17 protein-coding genes are annotated in these 16,812 nt (G+C 70.5%); 12 read left to right on the top strand and 5 right to left on the bottom strand.

The window, feature by feature from the left end:
• Positions 1 to 104: 104 nt before the first annotated feature.
• The gene (locus tag ABZX67_RS11940; RefSeq protein ID WP_355357654.1) at positions 105 to 1,121 is read right to left on the bottom strand and encodes a LacI family DNA-binding transcriptional regulator; all 1,017 of its coding nucleotides are present in this window, start codon (positions 1,119 to 1,121) and stop codon (positions 105 to 107) included.
• Positions 1,122 to 1,368: 247 nt separating this feature from the next.
• On the opposite strand from ABZX67_RS11940, the gene ABZX67_RS11935 reads away from it, so the two are divergent.
• The 4 genes from ABZX67_RS11935 to ABZX67_RS11920 all read left to right on the top strand — a co-directional run bounded on the left by ABZX67_RS11935 (position 1,369) and on the right by ABZX67_RS11920 (position 6,208).
• The gene (locus tag ABZX67_RS11935; RefSeq protein ID WP_355357651.1) at positions 1,369 to 2,694 is read left to right on the top strand and encodes an extracellular solute-binding protein; all 1,326 of its coding nucleotides are present in this window, start codon (positions 1,369 to 1,371) and stop codon (positions 2,692 to 2,694) included.
• Between the two features lie 135 nt (positions 2,695 to 2,829).
• Positions 2,830 to 3,882, top strand: coding sequence for a sugar ABC transporter permease (locus ABZX67_RS11930; protein WP_355357648.1), 1,053 nt, complete (start codon positions 2,830 to 2,832; stop codon positions 3,880 to 3,882).
• Entirely contained in the window at positions 3,879 to 4,784 is a 906-nt protein-coding gene (locus tag ABZX67_RS11925) for a carbohydrate ABC transporter permease (RefSeq protein ID WP_355357645.1), read from the top strand. Before ABZX67_RS11930 ends, ABZX67_RS11925 begins: the two co-directional genes overlap by 4 nt.
• The gene (locus ABZX67_RS11920; RefSeq protein ID WP_355357642.1) at positions 4,781 to 6,208 is read left to right on the top strand and encodes a GH1 family beta-glucosidase; all 1,428 of its coding nucleotides are present in this window, start codon (positions 4,781 to 4,783) and stop codon (positions 6,206 to 6,208) included. Before ABZX67_RS11925 ends, ABZX67_RS11920 begins: the two co-directional genes overlap by 4 nt.
• Positions 6,209 to 6,240: 32 nt before the next feature.
• Here the strand turns inward: ABZX67_RS11920 and ABZX67_RS11915 are convergent, their stop codons facing one another.
• Positions 6,241 to 6,930: an endonuclease V gene (locus ABZX67_RS11915; RefSeq protein WP_355357639.1), complete on the bottom strand. Its 690-nt coding sequence runs from the start codon at positions 6,928 to 6,930 to the stop codon at positions 6,241 to 6,243.
• A gap of 138 nt (positions 6,931 to 7,068) precedes the next feature.
• Here ABZX67_RS11915 and ABZX67_RS11910 point away from each other — a divergent pair, with 138 nt between their 5' ends.
• Positions 7,069 to 7,368, top strand: coding sequence for a YciI family protein (locus ABZX67_RS11910; RefSeq protein WP_355357636.1), 300 nt, complete (start codon positions 7,069 to 7,071; stop codon positions 7,366 to 7,368).
• A gap of 14 nt (positions 7,369 to 7,382) precedes the next feature.
• Here ABZX67_RS11910 and ABZX67_RS11905 read toward each other — a convergent pair whose 3' ends face one another.
• Positions 7,383 to 8,504 carry an oxidoreductase gene (locus tag ABZX67_RS11905; RefSeq protein ID WP_355357633.1) on the bottom strand — a complete coding sequence of 374 codons (1,122 nt, stop codon included), beginning with the start codon at positions 8,502 to 8,504 and terminating at the stop codon, positions 7,383 to 7,385.
• A gap of 187 nt (positions 8,505 to 8,691) precedes the next feature.
• Between ABZX67_RS11905 and ABZX67_RS11900 the strand changes: the two genes are divergently transcribed.
• The 7 genes from ABZX67_RS11900 to ABZX67_RS11870 all read left to right on the top strand — a co-directional run bounded on the left by ABZX67_RS11900 (position 8,692) and on the right by ABZX67_RS11870 (position 15,170).
• A complete protein-coding gene (locus ABZX67_RS11900; protein WP_355357630.1) occupies positions 8,692 to 9,108 on the top strand; it encodes an SsgA family sporulation/cell division regulator in 417 nt (138 codons plus the stop codon).
• 301 nt (positions 9,109 to 9,409) lie between these two features.
• Positions 9,410 to 11,044 carry an ABC-F family ATP-binding cassette domain-containing protein gene (locus ABZX67_RS11895; RefSeq protein ID WP_355357627.1) on the top strand — a complete coding sequence of 545 codons (1,635 nt, stop codon included), beginning with the start codon at positions 9,410 to 9,412 and terminating at the stop codon, positions 11,042 to 11,044.
• Between the two features lie 137 nt (positions 11,045 to 11,181).
• Positions 11,182 to 12,156, top strand: coding sequence for an acyl-ACP desaturase (locus ABZX67_RS11890; protein ID WP_355357624.1), 975 nt, complete (start codon positions 11,182 to 11,184; stop codon positions 12,154 to 12,156).
• A gap of 192 nt (positions 12,157 to 12,348) precedes the next feature.
• Positions 12,349 to 12,651, top strand: a complete 303-nt coding sequence (locus tag ABZX67_RS11885) for a hypothetical protein (RefSeq protein WP_355357621.1) — start codon at positions 12,349 to 12,351, stop codon at positions 12,649 to 12,651.
• Positions 12,644 to 13,873 carry a putative T7SS-secreted protein gene (locus tag ABZX67_RS11880; protein ID WP_355357618.1) on the top strand — a complete coding sequence of 410 codons (1,230 nt, stop codon included), beginning with the start codon at positions 12,644 to 12,646 and terminating at the stop codon, positions 13,871 to 13,873. The genes ABZX67_RS11885 and ABZX67_RS11880 overlap by 8 nt, the downstream gene beginning before the upstream one ends.
• Complete coding sequence (locus tag ABZX67_RS11875; protein WP_355357615.1) at positions 13,870 to 14,577, top strand: hypothetical protein; 708 nt, start codon at positions 13,870 to 13,872, stop codon at positions 14,575 to 14,577. The genes ABZX67_RS11880 and ABZX67_RS11875 overlap by 4 nt, the downstream gene beginning before the upstream one ends.
• A 107-nt stretch (positions 14,578 to 14,684) precedes the next feature.
• Positions 14,685 to 15,170, top strand: coding sequence for a hypothetical protein (locus ABZX67_RS11870; RefSeq protein ID WP_355357612.1), 486 nt, complete (start codon positions 14,685 to 14,687; stop codon positions 15,168 to 15,170).
• Positions 15,171 to 15,173: 3 nt separating this feature from the next.
• Here ABZX67_RS11870 and ABZX67_RS11865 read toward each other — a convergent pair whose 3' ends face one another.
• Both ABZX67_RS11865 and ABZX67_RS11860 read right to left on the bottom strand, forming a co-directional pair.
• Positions 15,174 to 15,434, bottom strand: coding sequence for a WhiB family transcriptional regulator (locus ABZX67_RS11865; RefSeq protein ID WP_355357609.1), 261 nt, complete (start codon positions 15,432 to 15,434; stop codon positions 15,174 to 15,176).
• Positions 15,435 to 15,803: 369 nt separating this feature from the next.
• Positions 15,804 to 16,787 carry a multicopper oxidase domain-containing protein gene (locus ABZX67_RS11860; protein ID WP_355357606.1) on the bottom strand — a complete coding sequence of 328 codons (984 nt, stop codon included), beginning with the start codon at positions 16,785 to 16,787 and terminating at the stop codon, positions 15,804 to 15,806.
• Positions 16,788 to 16,812 lie beyond the last annotated feature (25 nt).

Genomic DNA, 16,812 nt, shown 5'->3' with positions numbered 1-16,812 from the left:
CCCGGCGCGGGGGGGGGCCCCGCCCCGGGCCCCGCGCCCCCCGCGGCGCGCGCGGGGGGGGGGCGGCCCGCCCCGGGCGCGCGTCGGGCCGGCCCACCCGGGCGCTACGACGACTCGCGTACCACCAGTTCCGTGGGAAGGGTGAGGCGCTGCCGGGGCGCGTCCGGGTCGGCGATCTCCTGCAGCAGGATCCGGGCGATCCTCGTGCCGATCTCCTCGACGGGCTGGCGTACCGTCGTCAGCGGCGGGTTGGTGTGCCGGGCGAGGAGCGAGTCGTCGAAGCCGACCACGGCCACGTCGTCCGGAACGCGGCGCCCGTGCCGGCGCAGTTCCATCAGAGCGCCCGCCGCCATGACGTCGGAGGCCACGAAGAGGGCGTCCAGCTCCGGGACGCGTTCGAGAAGCGAACGCACCGCCTCGCGCCCGCCCTCCTCGGTGAAGTCGGCGACGGCCACCAGCCGTTCGTCCGTCGGCCGCCCGGCCGCGTACAACGCCTCCCACCAGCCCTGGAGCCTGCCGCGGCCGACCTCCATGTCCTGCGGCCCCGCGATCGTGGCGATCGTCGTACGGCCCCGCTCCAGCAGGTGGCGGACGGCCGCGCTCGCTCCGCCCACGTTGTCGGAGTGCACATGGCTGAGCGGCTCCCGGGCCGAGCGGCGTCCGGCGAGCACCGTCGGCAGTCCCATGTCCTCCAGCAGCGCCGGCAGGGGATCGTGCTCGTGCACGGAGACGAGGAGCACGCCGTCCACCCGCCGCTCCGCGACGGAGTCGGTGAGCCGGTCGCGTTCGCCCTTGTCGCGTACGAGGATCAGCTGCAACTGCGTACCGGTGTCGGCGAGCCCGCCGCTGACTCCGCGGATGACGGCCGAGAAGTACGGCTCCGATCCGAGCCGGGCCTCCGGTTCCGGGATCACCAGCGCGATGGAGTTGGTCCTGCTGGTGACCAGGCCGCGGGCGACGGAGTTCGGCACGTAGTCGAGCTCGGCGATGGCCGCCAGGACGGCCTCTCTGGTCCGGTCGCTGACGAGCTCCGAGCCGTTGATGACCCGTGACACGGTGGTGCGCCCGACACCGGCACGCGCCGCCACGGTCTTGATGGTCGGTCGCCGTCCGCGCCCCATGCCCTTCCCTCCCCCGCCCCGGCACACGGACCGCGCGCCGTTCACCAGCGCATTGTGCCAGGGCCGTTGACAGGATCCGGCGCGTTCAACTTCTTGACAGGAGCACAGCGGGCGGACAGTCTTCGAACCATCTTCATGGGAACGCTCCCATCGCATGTTGGGAACGTACCCATGTCCTGCGACAGAGCCGTTGAGCGCACCACCGGGCCCACAGGGGCCGGCGTGCCGCCCCGCCGGGAGGGTCCAGATGACGAGGGTTTCCAGAGTGCCGCGTACAGGACTGCGTACAAGACTTGTGGCCGTCTCCACCGCTGCCGCGCTCGCCCTGATCGCCGGGTGCGGCGACAGCGGTGGCGGTGGCGGCACCGGCGGGGGTGTCGAGAACGGCAAGGTCACCATCACCATGGGCCTGTTCGGCGTCATGGGCTTCAAGGAGACCGATCTCCTGGAGCGCTACATGAAGGAGAACCCGAACGTCCGCATCAAGGCGGAGGTCGCCGGTGACGAGCAGACCTACTACACCGCCCTGCAGACCCACCTGGCGGCGGGCAGCGGCCTGAAGGACATCCAGGGCATAGAGATCGGACGGGCGAAGGAGCTCGTCGACACGCAGGCCGACAAGTTCGCCGACCTGTCCGGCACCCCGGGCAAGGACCACTTCCTGCCGTGGAAGCTCAACCAGGTCTCCACCAAGGACGGCAAGGTCATCGGGCTCGGCACCGACATCGGCCCCATGGCCGTCTGCTACCGCAAGGACCTCTTCCAGCAGGCCGGCCTGCCGACCGACCGCGAGGAGGTGGCCCGCCTCTGGGAGGGCGACTGGTCGAAGTTCGCGGCCGCGGGCGACCGGTTCAAGGCGGGATTCAAGGGTGACGGCGTCGCCTTCATGGACAGCGCCAGCGGCCTGTTCAACGCGATGATCTACGGCAGCTCCGAACAGTTCTACGACAAGCAGGGCAACCTGGTCCACCAGGACAATCCGGTGGTCAAGGAGGCCTGGACGCTCGCCGCGAGGGCCGCCGAATCCGGACTGACCGCCAAGCTCCGCCAGTTCCAGCCCGGCTGGGATCCCGGACTGGCCAACAGCACCTTCGCGACCACCGTGTGCCCCGCCTGGATGCTGGCCCACATCAGCGAGAAGGCGGGTCCCGGGAACAAAGGCAAGTGGGACGTGGCCAAGGCCCCCAAGGGCGCGAACTGGGGCGGTTCCTTCCTCGGCGTCGTGGAGCGGAGCCCGGTCAAGGAGGAGGCCAAGAAGCTGGTCGCCTGGCTCACCGCGCCGGAACAGCAGGAGTACCTCTTCCAGAAGCTCGGCAACTTCCCCTCCTCGCAGCAGGCCCTGAAGGCACCCGGCGTGGCGGACGCCACGTCGGAGTACTTCAGCGGCGCGCCCATCGGCCGGATCTTCGGCGCCGCGGCGCAGGAGATCCCCGACGAGCAGGTCCTCGGACGCAAGGACGGCACGATCAAGGACCTCTTCTCGCAGGGTCTGACGCTGATCGAGTCGCAGGACAAGAGCCCCGACGAGGCGTGGCGGACCACGGTAGGCCGCGTCGAGAAGGCCGCCGGCTGAGACGGTCCGGCACGCGCCCGCCCCGGTGACCGCCGAAGAGGGACGGCCACCGGGGCGGGCCGCCGGGCCGGCCTGCAGCCCGCGGCAGCCCGCCGACAGCCCGCCTCGCACACGTCTCACGAAGGATCTCTCCCGGTGGCCGCTTCCCCTCCGACACCCCGTACGGGCGCGCCCGCGGACGGCTCGCCCGCCCCTGCCCCCGCGCGGCACCACAAGGCCCACAAGCACCACCGGCGCGGTGAGGCGGCGCGCCCCCGGCGCCGTACGCTGCTGCACCGGCTGGACGTCAGGGGCGCGCCGTACGCCTTCGTCGCCCCGTTCTTCGTCGTCTTCGCCGCCTTCGGCTTCTACCCGCTCGTCCACACCTCCTGGATATCGCTGCACCGCGTGGAGCTGGCGACCATGGACCTGAGGGAGTGGGTGGCGTTCGACAACTACACGGAGCTCTGGAGCGACGCACACTTCTGGAACGCGTTGGCCAACACCTTCACCATCGGGGTCCTCTCGACGGTCCCCCAGCTGCTGATGGCCCTGGGCCTCGCCCACCTGCTGAACTACCGCCTGCGCGGCTCGGCCTTCTTCCGGGTGGCCGCCCTCACGCCGTACGCGACGTCCGTGGGCGCAGCGGCCCTGGTCTTCACGATGCTGTTCGAGCGGGACTTCGGCATGATCAACTGGGCGCTGGGTCTGGTCGGCTTCGACGCCCTCGACTGGGAGAACGACAAGTGGGCCGCCCAGATCGCCATCTCGACGATCGTCATCTGGCGCTGGACCGGCTACAACGCCCTGCTCTACCTGGCGGCGATGCAGGCCATCCCGCGCGACCGGTACGAGGCCGCCGCCATCGACGGCGCCTCACGCTGGCAGCAGTTCCGTACGGTCACCGTGCCCGGCATCCGCCCCACCGTCGTCTTCACGATCGTGCTCTCCACGATCGGCGCCACCCAGCTCTTCGGTGAACCGCTGATCTTCGGCCAGGGCCCCAACGGCGTCACCGGAGGAGCCGACAACCAGTACCAGACCCTCGGGCTGCTGCTGTACGAGGAGGGCTGGAAGAACTACCAGATGGGGCGGGCGGCCACCGTCGCCTGGGCGATGTTCCTGCTGCTGATCCTCGTCTTCGTCCTGCAGCGCGTCGCCACGCGCCTCACCTCACGCACTGCACTGATCAGGAGCCGCCGGCCATGACCACCATCGACAGCCTCCCGTCCCCTGCCGGGCGTCGCGGGGCACCACAGGGGCGTCGGCTCTCGCTGCGCCCCGGGGCCGGGCGCCAGCACCACGCGGGCCCGGTCACCTACCTGCTGCTCACCGTCGCCGCGATCGCGTCGCTCTTCCCCCTCTACTGGACGATGGTGGCGGCTTCCAGCGACGACACCCGGGTGACGCAGACGCCGCCGCCCTTCCTGCCGGGCCCGCACCTCTTCGACAACCTCGCCAAGGCGTGGACCGAAGCGGCCCTGGGGAGGGCCATGGCCAACAGCCTCATCGTGGCCGGTGTGATCGCCCTGTCGACCGTGCTGTTCGCCACCCTGGCGGGCTTCGCCTTCGCCAAGCTGCGCTTCTCGGGGCGCAACGCGCTGCTCACGCTCGTCATCGGGACGATGCTGGTTCCGCCGCAGCTCGGCGTCGTACCGCTGTTCATGATGATGAGCGAGCTGGGCTGGGGGCAGAAGCTGCCCGCCGTCATCTTCCCCACCCTGGTGAGCGCCGTCGGCGTCTTCTTCATGCGGCAGTACCTGGCGGAGGCGCTGCCCGACGAGCTGGTGGAGGCGGGGCGGATCGACGGTGCCCACTCGCTGCGGATCTTCTGGAGCATCGTCCTGCCGGTGGCCAGGCCGGCGATGGCGGTGCTGTTCATGATCACCTTCGTGCACGCGTGGAACGACTTCTTCTGGCCGTTCATCGCGCTGGACATGACCAATCCGACCGTGCCGGTCGCGCTGACGCAGCTCAGCGCCGGGTACGTCCGCGACCAGTCGCTCATCATGGCGGGCGCTCTGCTCGGAACGCTGCCGCTGCTCGCGATGTTCGTCGTCTTCGGCCGCCAGATCGTCGGCGGCATCATGCAGGGGGCGGTCAAGGGATGAGCGCGCGCCCTCCTTTCCCCGCCGGTCTCACCTTCCCTCCGGGATTCACCTGGGGCACGGCCACCGCCGCGTACCAGATCGAGGGCGCGGCGGACCTGGACGGGCGGACCCCGTCCATCTGGGACACCTACGCGCGCACGCCGGGCAAGGTGCGCAACGGCGACACCGGGGACATCGCCACCGGCCACTACCATCGCTGGCGCGAGGACGTCGCCCTCATGGCCGACCTCGGTGTGGGCGCCTACCGGTTCTCCCTGTCCTGGCCCCGCGTCCAGCCGACCGGGCGCGGCCCCGCCGCGCAGAAGGGGCTGGACTTCTACCGGCGGCTGACCGACGAGCTGCTGGAGAAGGGCATCCAGCCGGTCGTCACCCTCTACCACTGGGACCTGCCGCAGGAGCTGGAGGACGCGGGCGGCTGGCCCGAGCGGTCCACCGCCGACCGGTTCGCCGCGTACGCGGAGCTCGCCGCCGAGGCGCTCGGCGACCGCGTACGCACCTGGATCACCCTCAACGAGCCCTGGTGCAGCGCCTTCCTCGGTTACGCCTCGGGGGTCCACGCGCCCGGACGCACCGACCCCGTCGCCGCGTTGCGCGCCGCCCACCACCTCAACCTGGGGCACGGCAAGGCGGTTCAGGCGCTGCGCGCGGCCCTGCCGGCCGAGGGCGCCGTCTCCCTCACCCTCAACATCCACCATGTGCGCGCCCTCGGCGACGGCCCCGGGGACGCGGACGCCGTACGCCGTGTCGACGCCCTCGCCAACCGGGTGTTCACCGGGCCCGTACTGGAAGGCGCGTACCCCTCGGACCTGCTGGAGGACACCGCCCGGCTGACGGACTGGTCCTTCGTACGGGACGCGGACACCGCCGTGATCCGGCAGCCGATCGACTTCCTCGGCGTCAACTACTACACACCCACCCTGGTGTCGGTCGCCGACGGGACCCCGGCGGACCACTCCTCCGACGGCCACGGCAACAGCCCGCACAGCCCGTGGCCCGGAGCCGACGACGTGGTCTTCCACCGCCCGCCCGGCAGTACGACCGCGATGGGCTGGGCCGTCGACCCCAGCGGCATGTACGACCTGCTGCTGCGGCTGAAGCGGGACTTCCCGGACCTCCCGCTCGTGATCACCGAGAACGGCGCGGCGTTCGACGACTACGTCGATCCGAACGGCGAGGTCCGCGACCCCGACCGGATCGCCTACCTCCACGGCCACCTCACGGCCGTGCACCGCGCGATCGAGGCGGGCGTCGACGTCCGGGGCTACTTCCTGTGGTCCCTGCTCGACAACTTCGAGTGGGGGTACGGCTACAGCAAGCGCTTCGGCGCGGTCTACGTGGACTACCCCACCGGCCGCCGCATCCCCAAGGCGAGTGCGCACTGGTACGCCGACGTGGCCCGCACGGGCACGCTGAGGGGCCGGTGACCGGGGACCCGCCGTGCACACCGTGCCGGGGCTCAGGCCGCCGCCTCCTTCAGGGCGCGGCGGCACAGGGCGTCGGCGCGGCGGGTGGTCTCGGGGATGCGGTAGCGGGGCGTCAGGTGGAGGGTGTGCGCGCAGGCGTTGTCCAGGGTGACGCGGTGTCCGGCCGAGACGAAGACCGGCTTGACCGCGTCCTGCGTACGCAGCGCCCGGCCGACCTCCTCGCCGTCCGCGAGCAGGGGGCTGGACGCGCCGCGCTGCGACGCCGGTTGCTCGTACGTGAAGGTGAAGGGGTTCTTGGCGACGCCGATGACCGGCCGGCCGGTGAGGACGCCGAGGTGGCTGGCGAGTCCGAAGCGCCGCGGGTGGGCTTGGCCGTACCCGTCGCAGACCACGGTGCCCGGGTCGGTGGCGAGGGCGTCCAGGGCGGCCAGGACCGCGGGCAGCTCGCGGAAGGCCAGCAGGCCGGGGACGTACGGGAAGGAGACCCTGCCGACCGCGGTGGCCTCCTCGACGACGTCGAGGGTGCGGGCGTCGAGGACGACGGCCGCCGCGGCGACGAGGTCGCGTTCGTCGTCGTAGGCCACGTCGACACCGGTGACGTGGCCGGTGCCCGGGGGCGGACCCGGCTCGTCGAGGACGACGCGGCCGCGCAGCTCGTCCTGGACGGCCAGGGCTTCGGTTTCGTGGGCAGGCCAGTCGGCGGGCACGGGGATGATCATCATGATGACGGTCACCTTAGGCCGTCCGCGCGCCGGGGGCGAGGCGGTGGAGGGCGACGTGGTGGAGGGCGGTTTCCCGGTCGCGGACGGGTTGTCCACAGCCTCCGGAGGGCGTCGGCGGGGGCGGGTAGCCTGGCGCACATGTTCGTACTGGAATTGACCTACACCGCACCGGTCGAGCGCGCCGACGCGCTGCTGGAGCCCCACGTCGCCTGGCTCGACGAGCACTACGCGTCGGGAGTGTTCATCGCCTCCGGTCGCAAGAACCCCCGCGACGGCGGTGTCATCCTCGCCGTCGGGGACGACCGCGCGCAGATCGAGAAGATCACGGCGGCCGACCCCTTCGTCACGGGCGGGGTGTGCGCGTACCGCATCACCGAGTTCATCGCGACCAAGACCGCGCCCGAGCTCGCCGCGTACCGCCAGCAGCTGCCGTCCTGACGCCAGGTCGTGTTCTAGCGGTGGTTCGGCCGCTCCAGGCGCGCCACCCGGCCCTTCTCGCCTGACGCCCAGCACGCTCCGTCGGCGGCGCAGTCGACGGTGTCGTACGAGCCGGGGTCGACGGTGCGCCAGGTGCGGCCGCCGTCCGTGGTGAGGTCCGTGCCCGTCGGGCCGACGGCGAGCGCGGCGGACCGGCTGTGCGGCAGCCAGGCCACGCCGGAGCGGTAGGCGGGCGGCGGGGTGTGCGCCTGCCGCCAGGACCGGCCGCCGTCCCGGCTGACCGCGGCGGCCTGCGGGGACGGCTGCCCGGCCCGGTAGTCGCCGCCCACCGCCAGGCCGTGCGTGCGGTCGCGGAAGGCGAGGGCGAACACGCCGCGCGCCGGGTCGCCGGCCGGGAGGGTGGAGTCGGCGACGGTCCAGTTCAGGCCACGGTCCGACGAGTGCAGGACGCGTGCGGTGGCGCCGCCTCCGGTGGCCAGCCAGACGTCTCGCGGGCCCGCGCTCACGAGGCACTGGCCGCTCGCGGCGAAGGCCGCCTCGCCGGGCAGCGCGGCGGGCATCCCCGCGGTCGGCAGGACGCCCCAGGACCGGCCCCCGTCCCGGGTCGCCAGGATGCGGTACCGGCCGTCCACCGGGTCGCTCACGGCGAGCCCGTGCCGGCGGTCGAGGAAGGTGACGCAGTCGTAGAAGGCGCGCGGGTCGGTGTTGCGGAAGGCCTCGGTCCAGGTCGCGCCTCCGTCGTCGGTGCGCAGGATCCTGGACGCCTCGCCCTCGCCGATCGCCAGCACCACCGCGCGGCGCTGGTCGAACGCCTCGATGTCGCGGAACTCCAGCGTCTCCGCGCCCGGCGGCGACACGTTCCGCCAACTCCGGCCGCCGTCCGCCGTGCGCAGCACCGTGCCCTTGGAGCCGGCCACCCACGCGCCGGTCCGGCTGACGGCCGCGAGGCCCCGGAACCGTACGTCCGTACCGGTCGGGCGCGGGGACCAGACCGGAGCCTCCTGGGCGGCCTCCTGGAGGGCCTCCCGGGCCGGTACGGCTTCGGCTGCCGGAGCGGCTTCGGCCGGGGCGGGCTGTGCCCGGGCGGTGGGCGGCGCGGCGGTCAGCGCCGCCGTCAGAGCTGCGGTCAACGCCACGGCGAGGGCAGCCGCCGATGCCCCTCCACTCCGTCCCGGCCTCACCGTTCGTCTCGTCTTCCCCATGGACATCATGGCGCGGGACGGTGACACAGGTCACGCCACTCGTCAATGCACGCCTTGGCCAAAAACATCGTCCTCCCCCGTGTAAAGAGACGTACCCAAGCCACGTGTGAGGGAGCAGGCCTTGTCCACCGTCATCGAGCAGGCCGTGCAGGCCCGCCTGGTCGCATCCGCGCCCTGTATGGAGACCGTTCCGGCCACGCTCCGCTACGACCGGAAGGACCCGTTCGCCGTACAGATGGCGTTCCCCGCCCCCGCCACCCTGGAGGGCACGGAGGTGGCCTGGGCCTTCTCCCGGGAGCTGCTGGCCACGGGCGTCGACCGGCCGGCCGGCGTCGGCGACGTCCGCGTACGCCCCTACGGCTTCGACCGTACGGTCGTGGAGTTCCACGCGCCGGAGGGCGTCGCGATGGTGCACGTACGCACCTCGGAGGTGCGCCGCTTCCTCGAGCGGGCCCAGCACCTCGTACCCACCGGCTGCGAGCACCACTTCCTCGACCTCGACGAGGACCTGAACGCGCTGCTGCGCGACGCCCGCTGACAGGCTCACCCCCCCCCCCCCGTAATTCCGTTGCCGCCCGGAGCCGTCCGGGCGTACCGTCCTTCCCGGCCCTTGTCGTCGTCGATCGGAGTAGGACGTTGCTCGTCTGAGGTCTCGAGACACCGTGCCGCACCCCGCGCTTCCGGCGGTGTGCGCACTGATGTGTGCGACCTCGGCAGAGAGCCGTACGAGCCGCGCAAGCCGTACGAGCCGCACGAGCCGTCCCGCGACAGCGACCGCCACCGCCCGCGGTGTCTCACCCGTTGCCCCAGCCCTTTTCTCACGCAACCGGGAGACCCGTATGTCTACCTTTCCCACCTTCATCACCTGCACCGACCTGTCCTTCTCGTGGCCGGACGGCACCGAGGTCCTCGACGGCCTCCAACTGGCGGTCGGACCAGGCAGGACCGGCCTGATCGGCGTCAACGGCTCCGGCAAGTCGACCCTGCTCAAGCTGATCGCCGGAGACCTGGCCCCGTCCGACGGCACCGTCCGCGTGGCCGGCGAGGTCGGCTACCTGCCGCAGAACGCCACCCTCGACACCGCCCTCCGCGTCGACCAGGCCCTCGGCATCGCCGCCACGCGCGCCGCCCTGCACGCCATCGAGGCGGGGGACGCGAGCGAGGAGCACTTCACGGCGGTCGGCGACGACTGGGACGTCGAGGAGCGCGCCCGCGCCCTGCTCGACCAGCTCGGCCTCGGCCACATCGGCCTGGACCGCACCATCGGCGAGGTCTCGGGCGGCGAGTGCGTCCTGCTGCGGCTGGCGGCCCTGCTGCTGGCCAGGCCCGACGTACTGCTGCTGGACGAGCCGACGAACAACCTCGACCTGTACGCGCGCCGCCGCCTGTACGCAGCGGTCCGGTCCTGGTCGGGCGTCCTGGTCGTGGTCAGCCACGACCGCGAACTGCTGGAGCTGGTGGACCGCATCGCCGACCTGCGCGACGGCGAGGTGGCCTGGTACGGCGGACCGTACTCCGCGTACGAGGAGGCCGTCGCCGCCGAACAGGAGGCGGCCGAGCGCATGGTGCGGGCCGCCGAGGCCGACGTACAGCGGCAGAAGCGGGAACTGTCGGAGGCGCACATGAAATTGGCGCGTCGCAAGCGGTACGGGCAGAAGATGTTCGACAGCAAGCGCGAGCCGAAGATCGTGATGAACGCGCGCAAGCGGGCCGCCCAGGAATCGGCCGGAAAGCACCGCATCCTGCACACCCAGAGGCTCGCCGAGGCGAAGGAGCGGCTCGACGAAGCGGTGGAGGCGGTGCGGGACGACGACGAGATCCGCGTGGAGCTGCCGTACACCACGGTCCCGCCGGGCCGCAGCGTGCTGCTCCTGCGCGACCTGGAGCTGCGGTACGGCGCCCGCGTCGGCGGCGAGTGGGAACTGCGCGGCCCGGAGCGCATCGCGCTCGTCGGGCGCAACGGCGCGGGCAAGACCACACTGCTGCGCACGATCGCCGGGGAGCTCGAGCCGGTGTCGGGCGAGGCGGTGGCGCGCGTTCCGCTGCGCTTCCTGCCCCAGCGGCTCGACGTGCTGGACGACGGGCTCAGCGTGGTGGAGAACGTCGCCCGCTTCGCGCCCGAGGCCACGGCCAACCGGATCCGGGCCCGGCTGGCGCGCTTCCTGTTCCGTGGCGCGCGGGCCGACCAGCCCGCCGGGACGCTGTCGGGCGGGGAGCGCTTCCGGGCCTCGCTCGCCGCGCTGCTGCTGGCCGAGCCGGCGCCGCAGCTGCTGCTCCTGGACGAGCCGACGAACAATCTCGACATGGCGAGCGTACGGAAGCTGACGGCGGCGCTCGACGCGTACGAGGGGGCGCTGATCGTGGCGAGCCACGATGTGCCGTTCCTGGAGTCGATCGGCATCACGCGGTGGCTGGAGATGGACGGCGAGCTGCGTCCGACGACACCGGAATCCGCGGCTCCGTCACTCGATTGACGCATCTGACCAGGGCTCATAGCGGAATGTGACGAGCCATGCCCAGACGCGGGCTTGGCTGGTGCTTACGGCGCGCTTAACCTACGGTTTCGTAACCTACGAAGCCGTAGGTATGTCACGTCCCCAGGAGTATCCGCATGACCCTCACCTCTCCCCACCTCGGCAGCTCGGAAGCGTGGACCGACGCCCGACTGCTGTACGCCCTGGAAGAGGTGGTCGAGAAGGAGCTCAACCGCCACCTGAAGGTCGTCAAGGACTGGATGCCGCACGAGTACGTGCCGTGGTCGGACGGCCGCAACTTCCCCGGCCTCTTCGAGGACGGCGAGGCCTGGGAGCCCGAGCAGTCCAAGGTGACCGACATCGGCAAGATCGCGCTGGTCGTCAACCTGCTCACCGAGGACAACCTCCCGAGCTACCACCACGAGATCGCCACCCTCTTCGGGCGCGACGGCGCCTGGGGCACCTGGGTGCACCGCTGGACCGCGGAGGAGGGCAGGCACGGCATCGTCATGCGCGACTACCTGCTCGCCTCGCGCGCGGTCGACCCGGACAAGCTGGAGCAGTTCCGGATGGCGCACATGAGCGAGGGCTTCGAGTCGGACAACCGGCACTCGATGCTGCACTCGGTCGCGTACGTCGCCTTCCAGGAGCTCGCCACCCGCATCTCGCACCGCAACACCGGCCACCAGTCCGGGGACCCGGTCTGCGACCGGATGCTGGCGCGCATCGCGACCGACGAGAACCTCCACATGGTCTTCTACCGGAACCTGCTGGGCGCCGCCTTCGAGCTCGCGCCGGACCTGACCATGCAGGCGGTGCGGGACGTGGTGGTCAACTTCCGGATGCCGGGGCACGGCATGCCGGGCTTCGAGCGGGCGGCCGCGCAGATGGCCATCGGCGAGATCTACAACATGCGCATTCACCACGACGACGTGCTTCAGCCGGTGCTGCGCTTCCTGAAGGTCCTGGAGATCGACGGGCTGGGCCCGGAGGGCCTGAAGGCGCAGGAGGAGCTGGGGCTGTACATGGGCGGCCTGGACGCGGAGGCGCGGAAGTTCGACGAGAAGCTCGCGGCCCGCAAGGCGCGCCTGGCGGCACGCGCGGGCGGCTGACGGCTTTCCCGATCGCCGCCTTGTCAGCCATCGTCGCCTCCGTCGTCTTTCGACGGAGGCGACGATGGCTGAGTGGCGAAACGCGGCCGATGTACGGAGAAACGTTCCGTATGGGCCGCTGATCCACCAACACCACCCGGGAGGGTTACGGCGTTTCAGCACATTGCTGCTGATCTGCCAGGCTGGTCCGCCATGGACTCCCATCTCCGTGTCGACCGCGACCAGTTGGGTCGCTTCTCCCACGCGCTGGGCGAATCGCTGACCTCTCTCGCGGAGGCCAGACGCGCACTGGAACACGTACGGGCCGACCAGCTCGGCACTCGCGAACTCGACGAGGCCTGCGACGGCTTCCAGGAGCGCTGGAAGTACGGCGCGGAGCAGCTGGGCATCCGGATCAAGGCAGTGCACGAGGGGGTGCGGCTGAGCCACAAGGGGTACGTGCAGCTCGAGCACGCGATCGCGTCGGCGTTCCGGGCGGTGGGCCGCCGTGACTGACGCCGCCTTCCCCCACTTGGGCTGGGACCCGGCGCCGGGGACCCCGGCGGAGATCGCCGCGCTCCGGTCGAAGCTGACGTCCTCGGCGACCGCCCTGGGTACGGCGCACCGCCTGGTGCAGCAGCTCCTGGGTGAGAGCTCCTACTGGAAGGGCGAGGCCGCAGACGCCTTCCGCGAGGCCCTGGACGGCGAGCTCCCCCGCTACCTGGGCAACGCCCACCGCTCCCTGACGAAGGCGGCGAGCCGCCTGGGCACCTGGTACGACTCCCTGGTCTCCTACCAGGCGACGGCCCGCCGCTACGAGACCCAGGCGGCCCTCCACGCGAAGTCCCTGCGCTCCGCGGAGTCCACCCACGCCGCGACCACCTCCCGCGCGGACGCCTCGCCCTCCGACCTCCACGCCGCGACAACGGCCCTCACGGAGGCCCGGGAGGCCCTGCAGCACGTCCGCCGCCTCGCCCGCGAGCTGGAGGAAACCCACAGGGCGGAGGCGGCTCGCGTGGCGAAGTGCCTGGACGAGGCGACGGACCGGTTGGCTCCGGAGGAGCCGGGGGTGTTGAGCAGGGCTATTGACTGGGTCAGTGAGGACCTCGGCGATGTGCTGTCCGACGTATCCGCTGTCATGGGATTTGCCGGCCTGGTTCTCGGTGCTGCCTTTCCCCCACTTGGCCTCGGTCTGATGATCGTCGCCACTGGAGCGAGTATGGGCGCCCTGGGGCTGCATCTGTCGGACGACCAGGTGCGCGCCTCATTGCGGGATGGCTTCACCAAGGGTGAGTTCGATGCCGACTTCTGGGACAACGCCGTCACTCTCACCGGCGACGCGCTGGGGTCCATCCCAGGGGTAGCGGCCTTGGCGGAGGGAACCAAGGCACTTCGTGCCAGTTCTTCCCTGACCGGATCTGGAACTCTGGCTGATCTCGGCGCAGGAGCACGCGAGTTCGCCGACGCTTCGAAGAGCTCGATCGATGAGCTGCGACATATCGAAAACCCGCTTACGGAGTGGGCGCTCCGAGAAGCACACCCCACGGTGAGAAACGGCGTGAAGTACGGCGTGCCGGCGACAGGCGCAGTGACTGCCGCCAGCCATTACTCACCCCTCGACGACAACGAGACGGTCTCGAACTCGGCTACCGCAGTCGACGGCACGAGAGCCGCCATCGAAGACGCCCCGACATCGGCAGCTAGGCTCGCGCATGTGTGGGCCTCCCTCTCAGGATGACGACCTACAAGGCGGTTCTCATGGGCCTGGAAGACAACAACCCATCGGTCTGGTTCCGATTGCCCCCCGGTTTTCACTCCCTCGAAAGCGTCACGCCGGAATCGCTCACGCGGGCTGTCACCACAGTCGTTCTGCCGCTGCTGGAGCAGGAGCCGACCGCCAACCGAGTTGTGCAGGAAGCATGCGTTCTGACGGAGCTCATTGATGAACTTGCCGAAAAGGGATCCGCCTATCTGGCCTTCGGCCTGCATCCGGATGGCTCGCACGGAGCCTCCATGTCGCTCTTCTCGCTGTCCATGATCAGCACAGTGGCCCCGTCACCATACGTGGCTGCGGCACGTGCGGGAATCACGCTGGCCGACTCTGCCGCGTGGCAAACGCGGAGTTGCAGACTTCTGGATCTGCCCACCGGAGTCCCAGGAGCAATGGTCGCCGGGATTCTTACACCGCCGATGCTCCAAGCCCAGCGTGCAAAAGTCTCACCGTCGACGACTGAGGTGTTCCAAGCCCGCATCGCCGTTCCGCACCCGCGGGGCTCTTACGTTCTGATCGCGGACTTGGTGAGCGCGGCCACGCGTCACGCAGATTCCTACACCGACATCCTCGAAGGAATCGCTCACACGTTCTCGTTTTCCCATCCGGATCGAAGTTCCGAATCCGCGAGCAAGACGCCGACTTCACGCATTCTGGAGCTTCTCACGTGACACCATCACCGACATCGACACCTCTGCTGAAGAGGGCCATTGATCACGCGCCGACGATTCGAGGCCACGCTCGCCTAGTGATCAAACGCTGGGCCTGGCTCGCCTTCATGACCGTCCTGGCGGTGGCCTCCTTCTACGCATGCATCGCATGGAAGTCCATCGGGCTCACCGTCCTGTGCGTGTTCTTCTACCCGTTCATGCTGACCCTGACGTTCGTGGCAGTGTGGCGGACACAGCGCGTCAAGAACATCCTGAGCACATACCCTTGGCGGGCGTATCCGTGTTCGTACCCTCCGCGGGCGCTGGAGCAGCCAGTCGTGATCCGCATCAGGTTCAGCGAGCAGTACGCGCCCACCCTCCGGATCACGCCCTTCTCGGTGGAACTGGACCGCAAGCAGAACCCCCAGCCCGACATGATCTGGTTCGCCGGGGACCCCCGCTACGGCGGCGTCGTCTCGCCCGTCGGTGGGCACTACCCCGTGCGCGTCGTGCCCGAAGACATGGGGGACGGGGTGCCGGGCGGCGCACCCGAGGAGGATGTGCTCGCGGAGCGGGCCGGGCTCGTCAAGGGTGGAAAGGCTCGGCAGAGTTGAGGCTCAGCGGCGGCCGTTCCGCCTGAGCGCGTGACGTTCCTTCTCCGAGAGGCCGCCCCAGACGCCGAACCTCTCGTCGTGTGTGAGCGCGTACTCCAAGCAGGCCTCCCGGCCCTCGCACGCCGCGCACAGGCGCTTGGCGTCGCGGGTGGAGGAGCCGGGGTCCGGGAAGAAGAGTTCCGGGCCCGTCTGGGCGCAGAGGGCGGTCTCCTGCCAGGAGAGCTCGTGGTCGATCGCGGTGGGGGCATTGGTGTGGATCGGCATGGCGAACACGCTGCCCCGGCGGGATAAACGGCGCCTCAACGAATGATCAACACGCGCACGCGGATCGCTCCTCGTAAGCATGGGCTTCCGGCCGGTGATCGGCAAGAGCGCCACGCCCGCACGGATGATCGGATCATGACGATCAGAAAAGGCTCCTGCCGCGTAGGCACCCCTGAGCGGCGGCGGCAAGCCGGCCGGGCTGCTCACCCACCGGCGGCTCACATACAGGCGGCTCACGGACACCTCCGTCGAGCCGGTTGTGGAGCGCCGGCTCGGACGGCCCGACGGCCGGGCCGGGACGTCGCGCGGTACCGCGGCACGAGTCGTCCCTCGACTGGGAGGGCCTCGGCCTCGCCGGCTGATGGCCCGTCAGTGGGCCGTGTGGCCTCCCGCCGGGTGGTGCGGTTCGTAACCGGGGATCGTGCCGTCCGGTTTCGCCACCAGGAACAGCCCGGCCATGCCCATGTCGGAGTGACTCTGGACGTGGCAGTGGTACATCCAGGCCCCGGCGCCCACGCCCTCGCCCGCGATGATCTGGAAGCCGAAGGAGTCGGCCGGGCCGGTGATCTTGTTGTCGATGACGGGGCTCGGGTCGTCGGGGCCGGTGAGCATGCCGGTGCGGTTGTCCGCCCAGCGGTGACCGTGCATGTGGAAGGTGTGGTAGTACTCGCCGTGGGTGATCATGATGATCTCGACCCGCTCCCCCACGGTGGCCTGGAAGTTGGGGCTCTGGTGGCCTGGCCGGTTGTTGATCGTCATGTCGTTGAAGACGATCGTGAACTGCTTGTCGGGGAGGACGTCGCCCTGACGCCGCACCACGACCGGCCCGTACAACCCCTTGCGAATGCCGCCGGTGCCGTGGTCCGTGCCGACGACGTGGTCGTGGTAGTGCCAGTAACCGGCGCTGCCGGCGCGCCAGGTGCCGTCTTTGCGGCGGCCGGGGGCGTGGGTGCGCCATGTGTACGTGCGGGTCCCGCCGGGTTCGACGTGACTGCGGTTCAGTTTGGTGCCGTCGCTGGCGGTGTCGTAGTCGACGCCGTGGACGTGGAGGCTCGCGGGGACGTCCATGGTGTTCTCGAACTCGATGTGGAGGGTGTCGCCTTCGTCGAGTTCGATGAGCGGCCCCGGAATCGTGGCCTTGCCCTTCTCCAGGCCGTACCCCATCTGACCATCCGGCAGTCTCTCGGCGTAGAGCTTGAGGTGGCGCACCCGGCCGCCCGCCGGCGCAGTGGTCCTCAGGGGCATCGCTTCCGGGGCCGCGCCCGGCGCGGCGGCTGCGGACAACGATGTCACGCCGGTCGCGGCAGCCGCGCTCGATGCCAGGAGACGCCGGTTGAAGCTCCGTCTGTCCATGCCGAACTCCCCAGTACGGTGCCGA

This window comes from Streptomyces sp. NPDC003036, assembly GCF_040611175.1.
Taxonomy (GTDB): Bacteria; Actinomycetota; Actinomycetes; order Streptomycetales; family Streptomycetaceae; genus Streptomyces.
The sequence above is the reverse complement of the archived record's forward strand: the minus strand, read 5'-3'. Positions and strand labels throughout refer to the sequence as shown.

What these genes read in the sequence shown, in the direction of transcription:
- ABZX67_RS11890 (WP_355357624.1), top strand. Translation starts at nt 11,182, where the DNA reads ATGACCCTCACCTCTCCCCACCTCGGCAGCTCGGAAGCGTGGACCGAC.
- ABZX67_RS11940 (WP_355357654.1), bottom strand. Translation starts at nt 1,121, where the DNA reads ATGGGGCGCGGACGGCGACCGACCATCAAGACCGTGGCGGCGCGTGCC.
- ABZX67_RS11875 (WP_355357615.1), top strand. Translation starts at nt 13,870, where the DNA reads ATGACGACCTACAAGGCGGTTCTCATGGGCCTGGAAGACAACAACCCA.
- ABZX67_RS11915 (WP_355357639.1), bottom strand. Translation starts at nt 6,930, where the DNA reads ATGATGATCATCCCCGTGCCCGCCGACTGGCCTGCCCACGAAACCGAA.
- ABZX67_RS11860 (WP_355357606.1), bottom strand. Translation starts at nt 16,787, where the DNA reads ATGGACAGACGGAGCTTCAACCGGCGTCTCCTGGCATCGAGCGCGGCT.
- ABZX67_RS11870 (WP_355357612.1), top strand. Translation starts at nt 14,685, where the DNA reads ATGACCGTCCTGGCGGTGGCCTCCTTCTACGCATGCATCGCATGGAAG.
- ABZX67_RS11910 (WP_355357636.1), top strand. Translation starts at nt 7,069, where the DNA reads ATGTTCGTACTGGAATTGACCTACACCGCACCGGTCGAGCGCGCCGAC.
- ABZX67_RS11925 (WP_355357645.1), top strand. Translation starts at nt 3,879, where the DNA reads ATGACCACCATCGACAGCCTCCCGTCCCCTGCCGGGCGTCGCGGGGCA.
- ABZX67_RS11920 (WP_355357642.1), top strand. Translation starts at nt 4,781, where the DNA reads ATGAGCGCGCGCCCTCCTTTCCCCGCCGGTCTCACCTTCCCTCCGGGA.
- ABZX67_RS11865 (WP_355357609.1), bottom strand. Translation starts at nt 15,434, where the DNA reads ATGCCGATCCACACCAATGCCCCCACCGCGATCGACCACGAGCTCTCC.
- ABZX67_RS11935 (WP_355357651.1), top strand. Translation starts at nt 1,369, where the DNA reads ATGACGAGGGTTTCCAGAGTGCCGCGTACAGGACTGCGTACAAGACTT.
- ABZX67_RS11895 (WP_355357627.1), top strand. Translation starts at nt 9,410, where the DNA reads ATGTCTACCTTTCCCACCTTCATCACCTGCACCGACCTGTCCTTCTCG.
- ABZX67_RS11885 (WP_355357621.1), top strand. Translation starts at nt 12,349, where the DNA reads ATGGACTCCCATCTCCGTGTCGACCGCGACCAGTTGGGTCGCTTCTCC.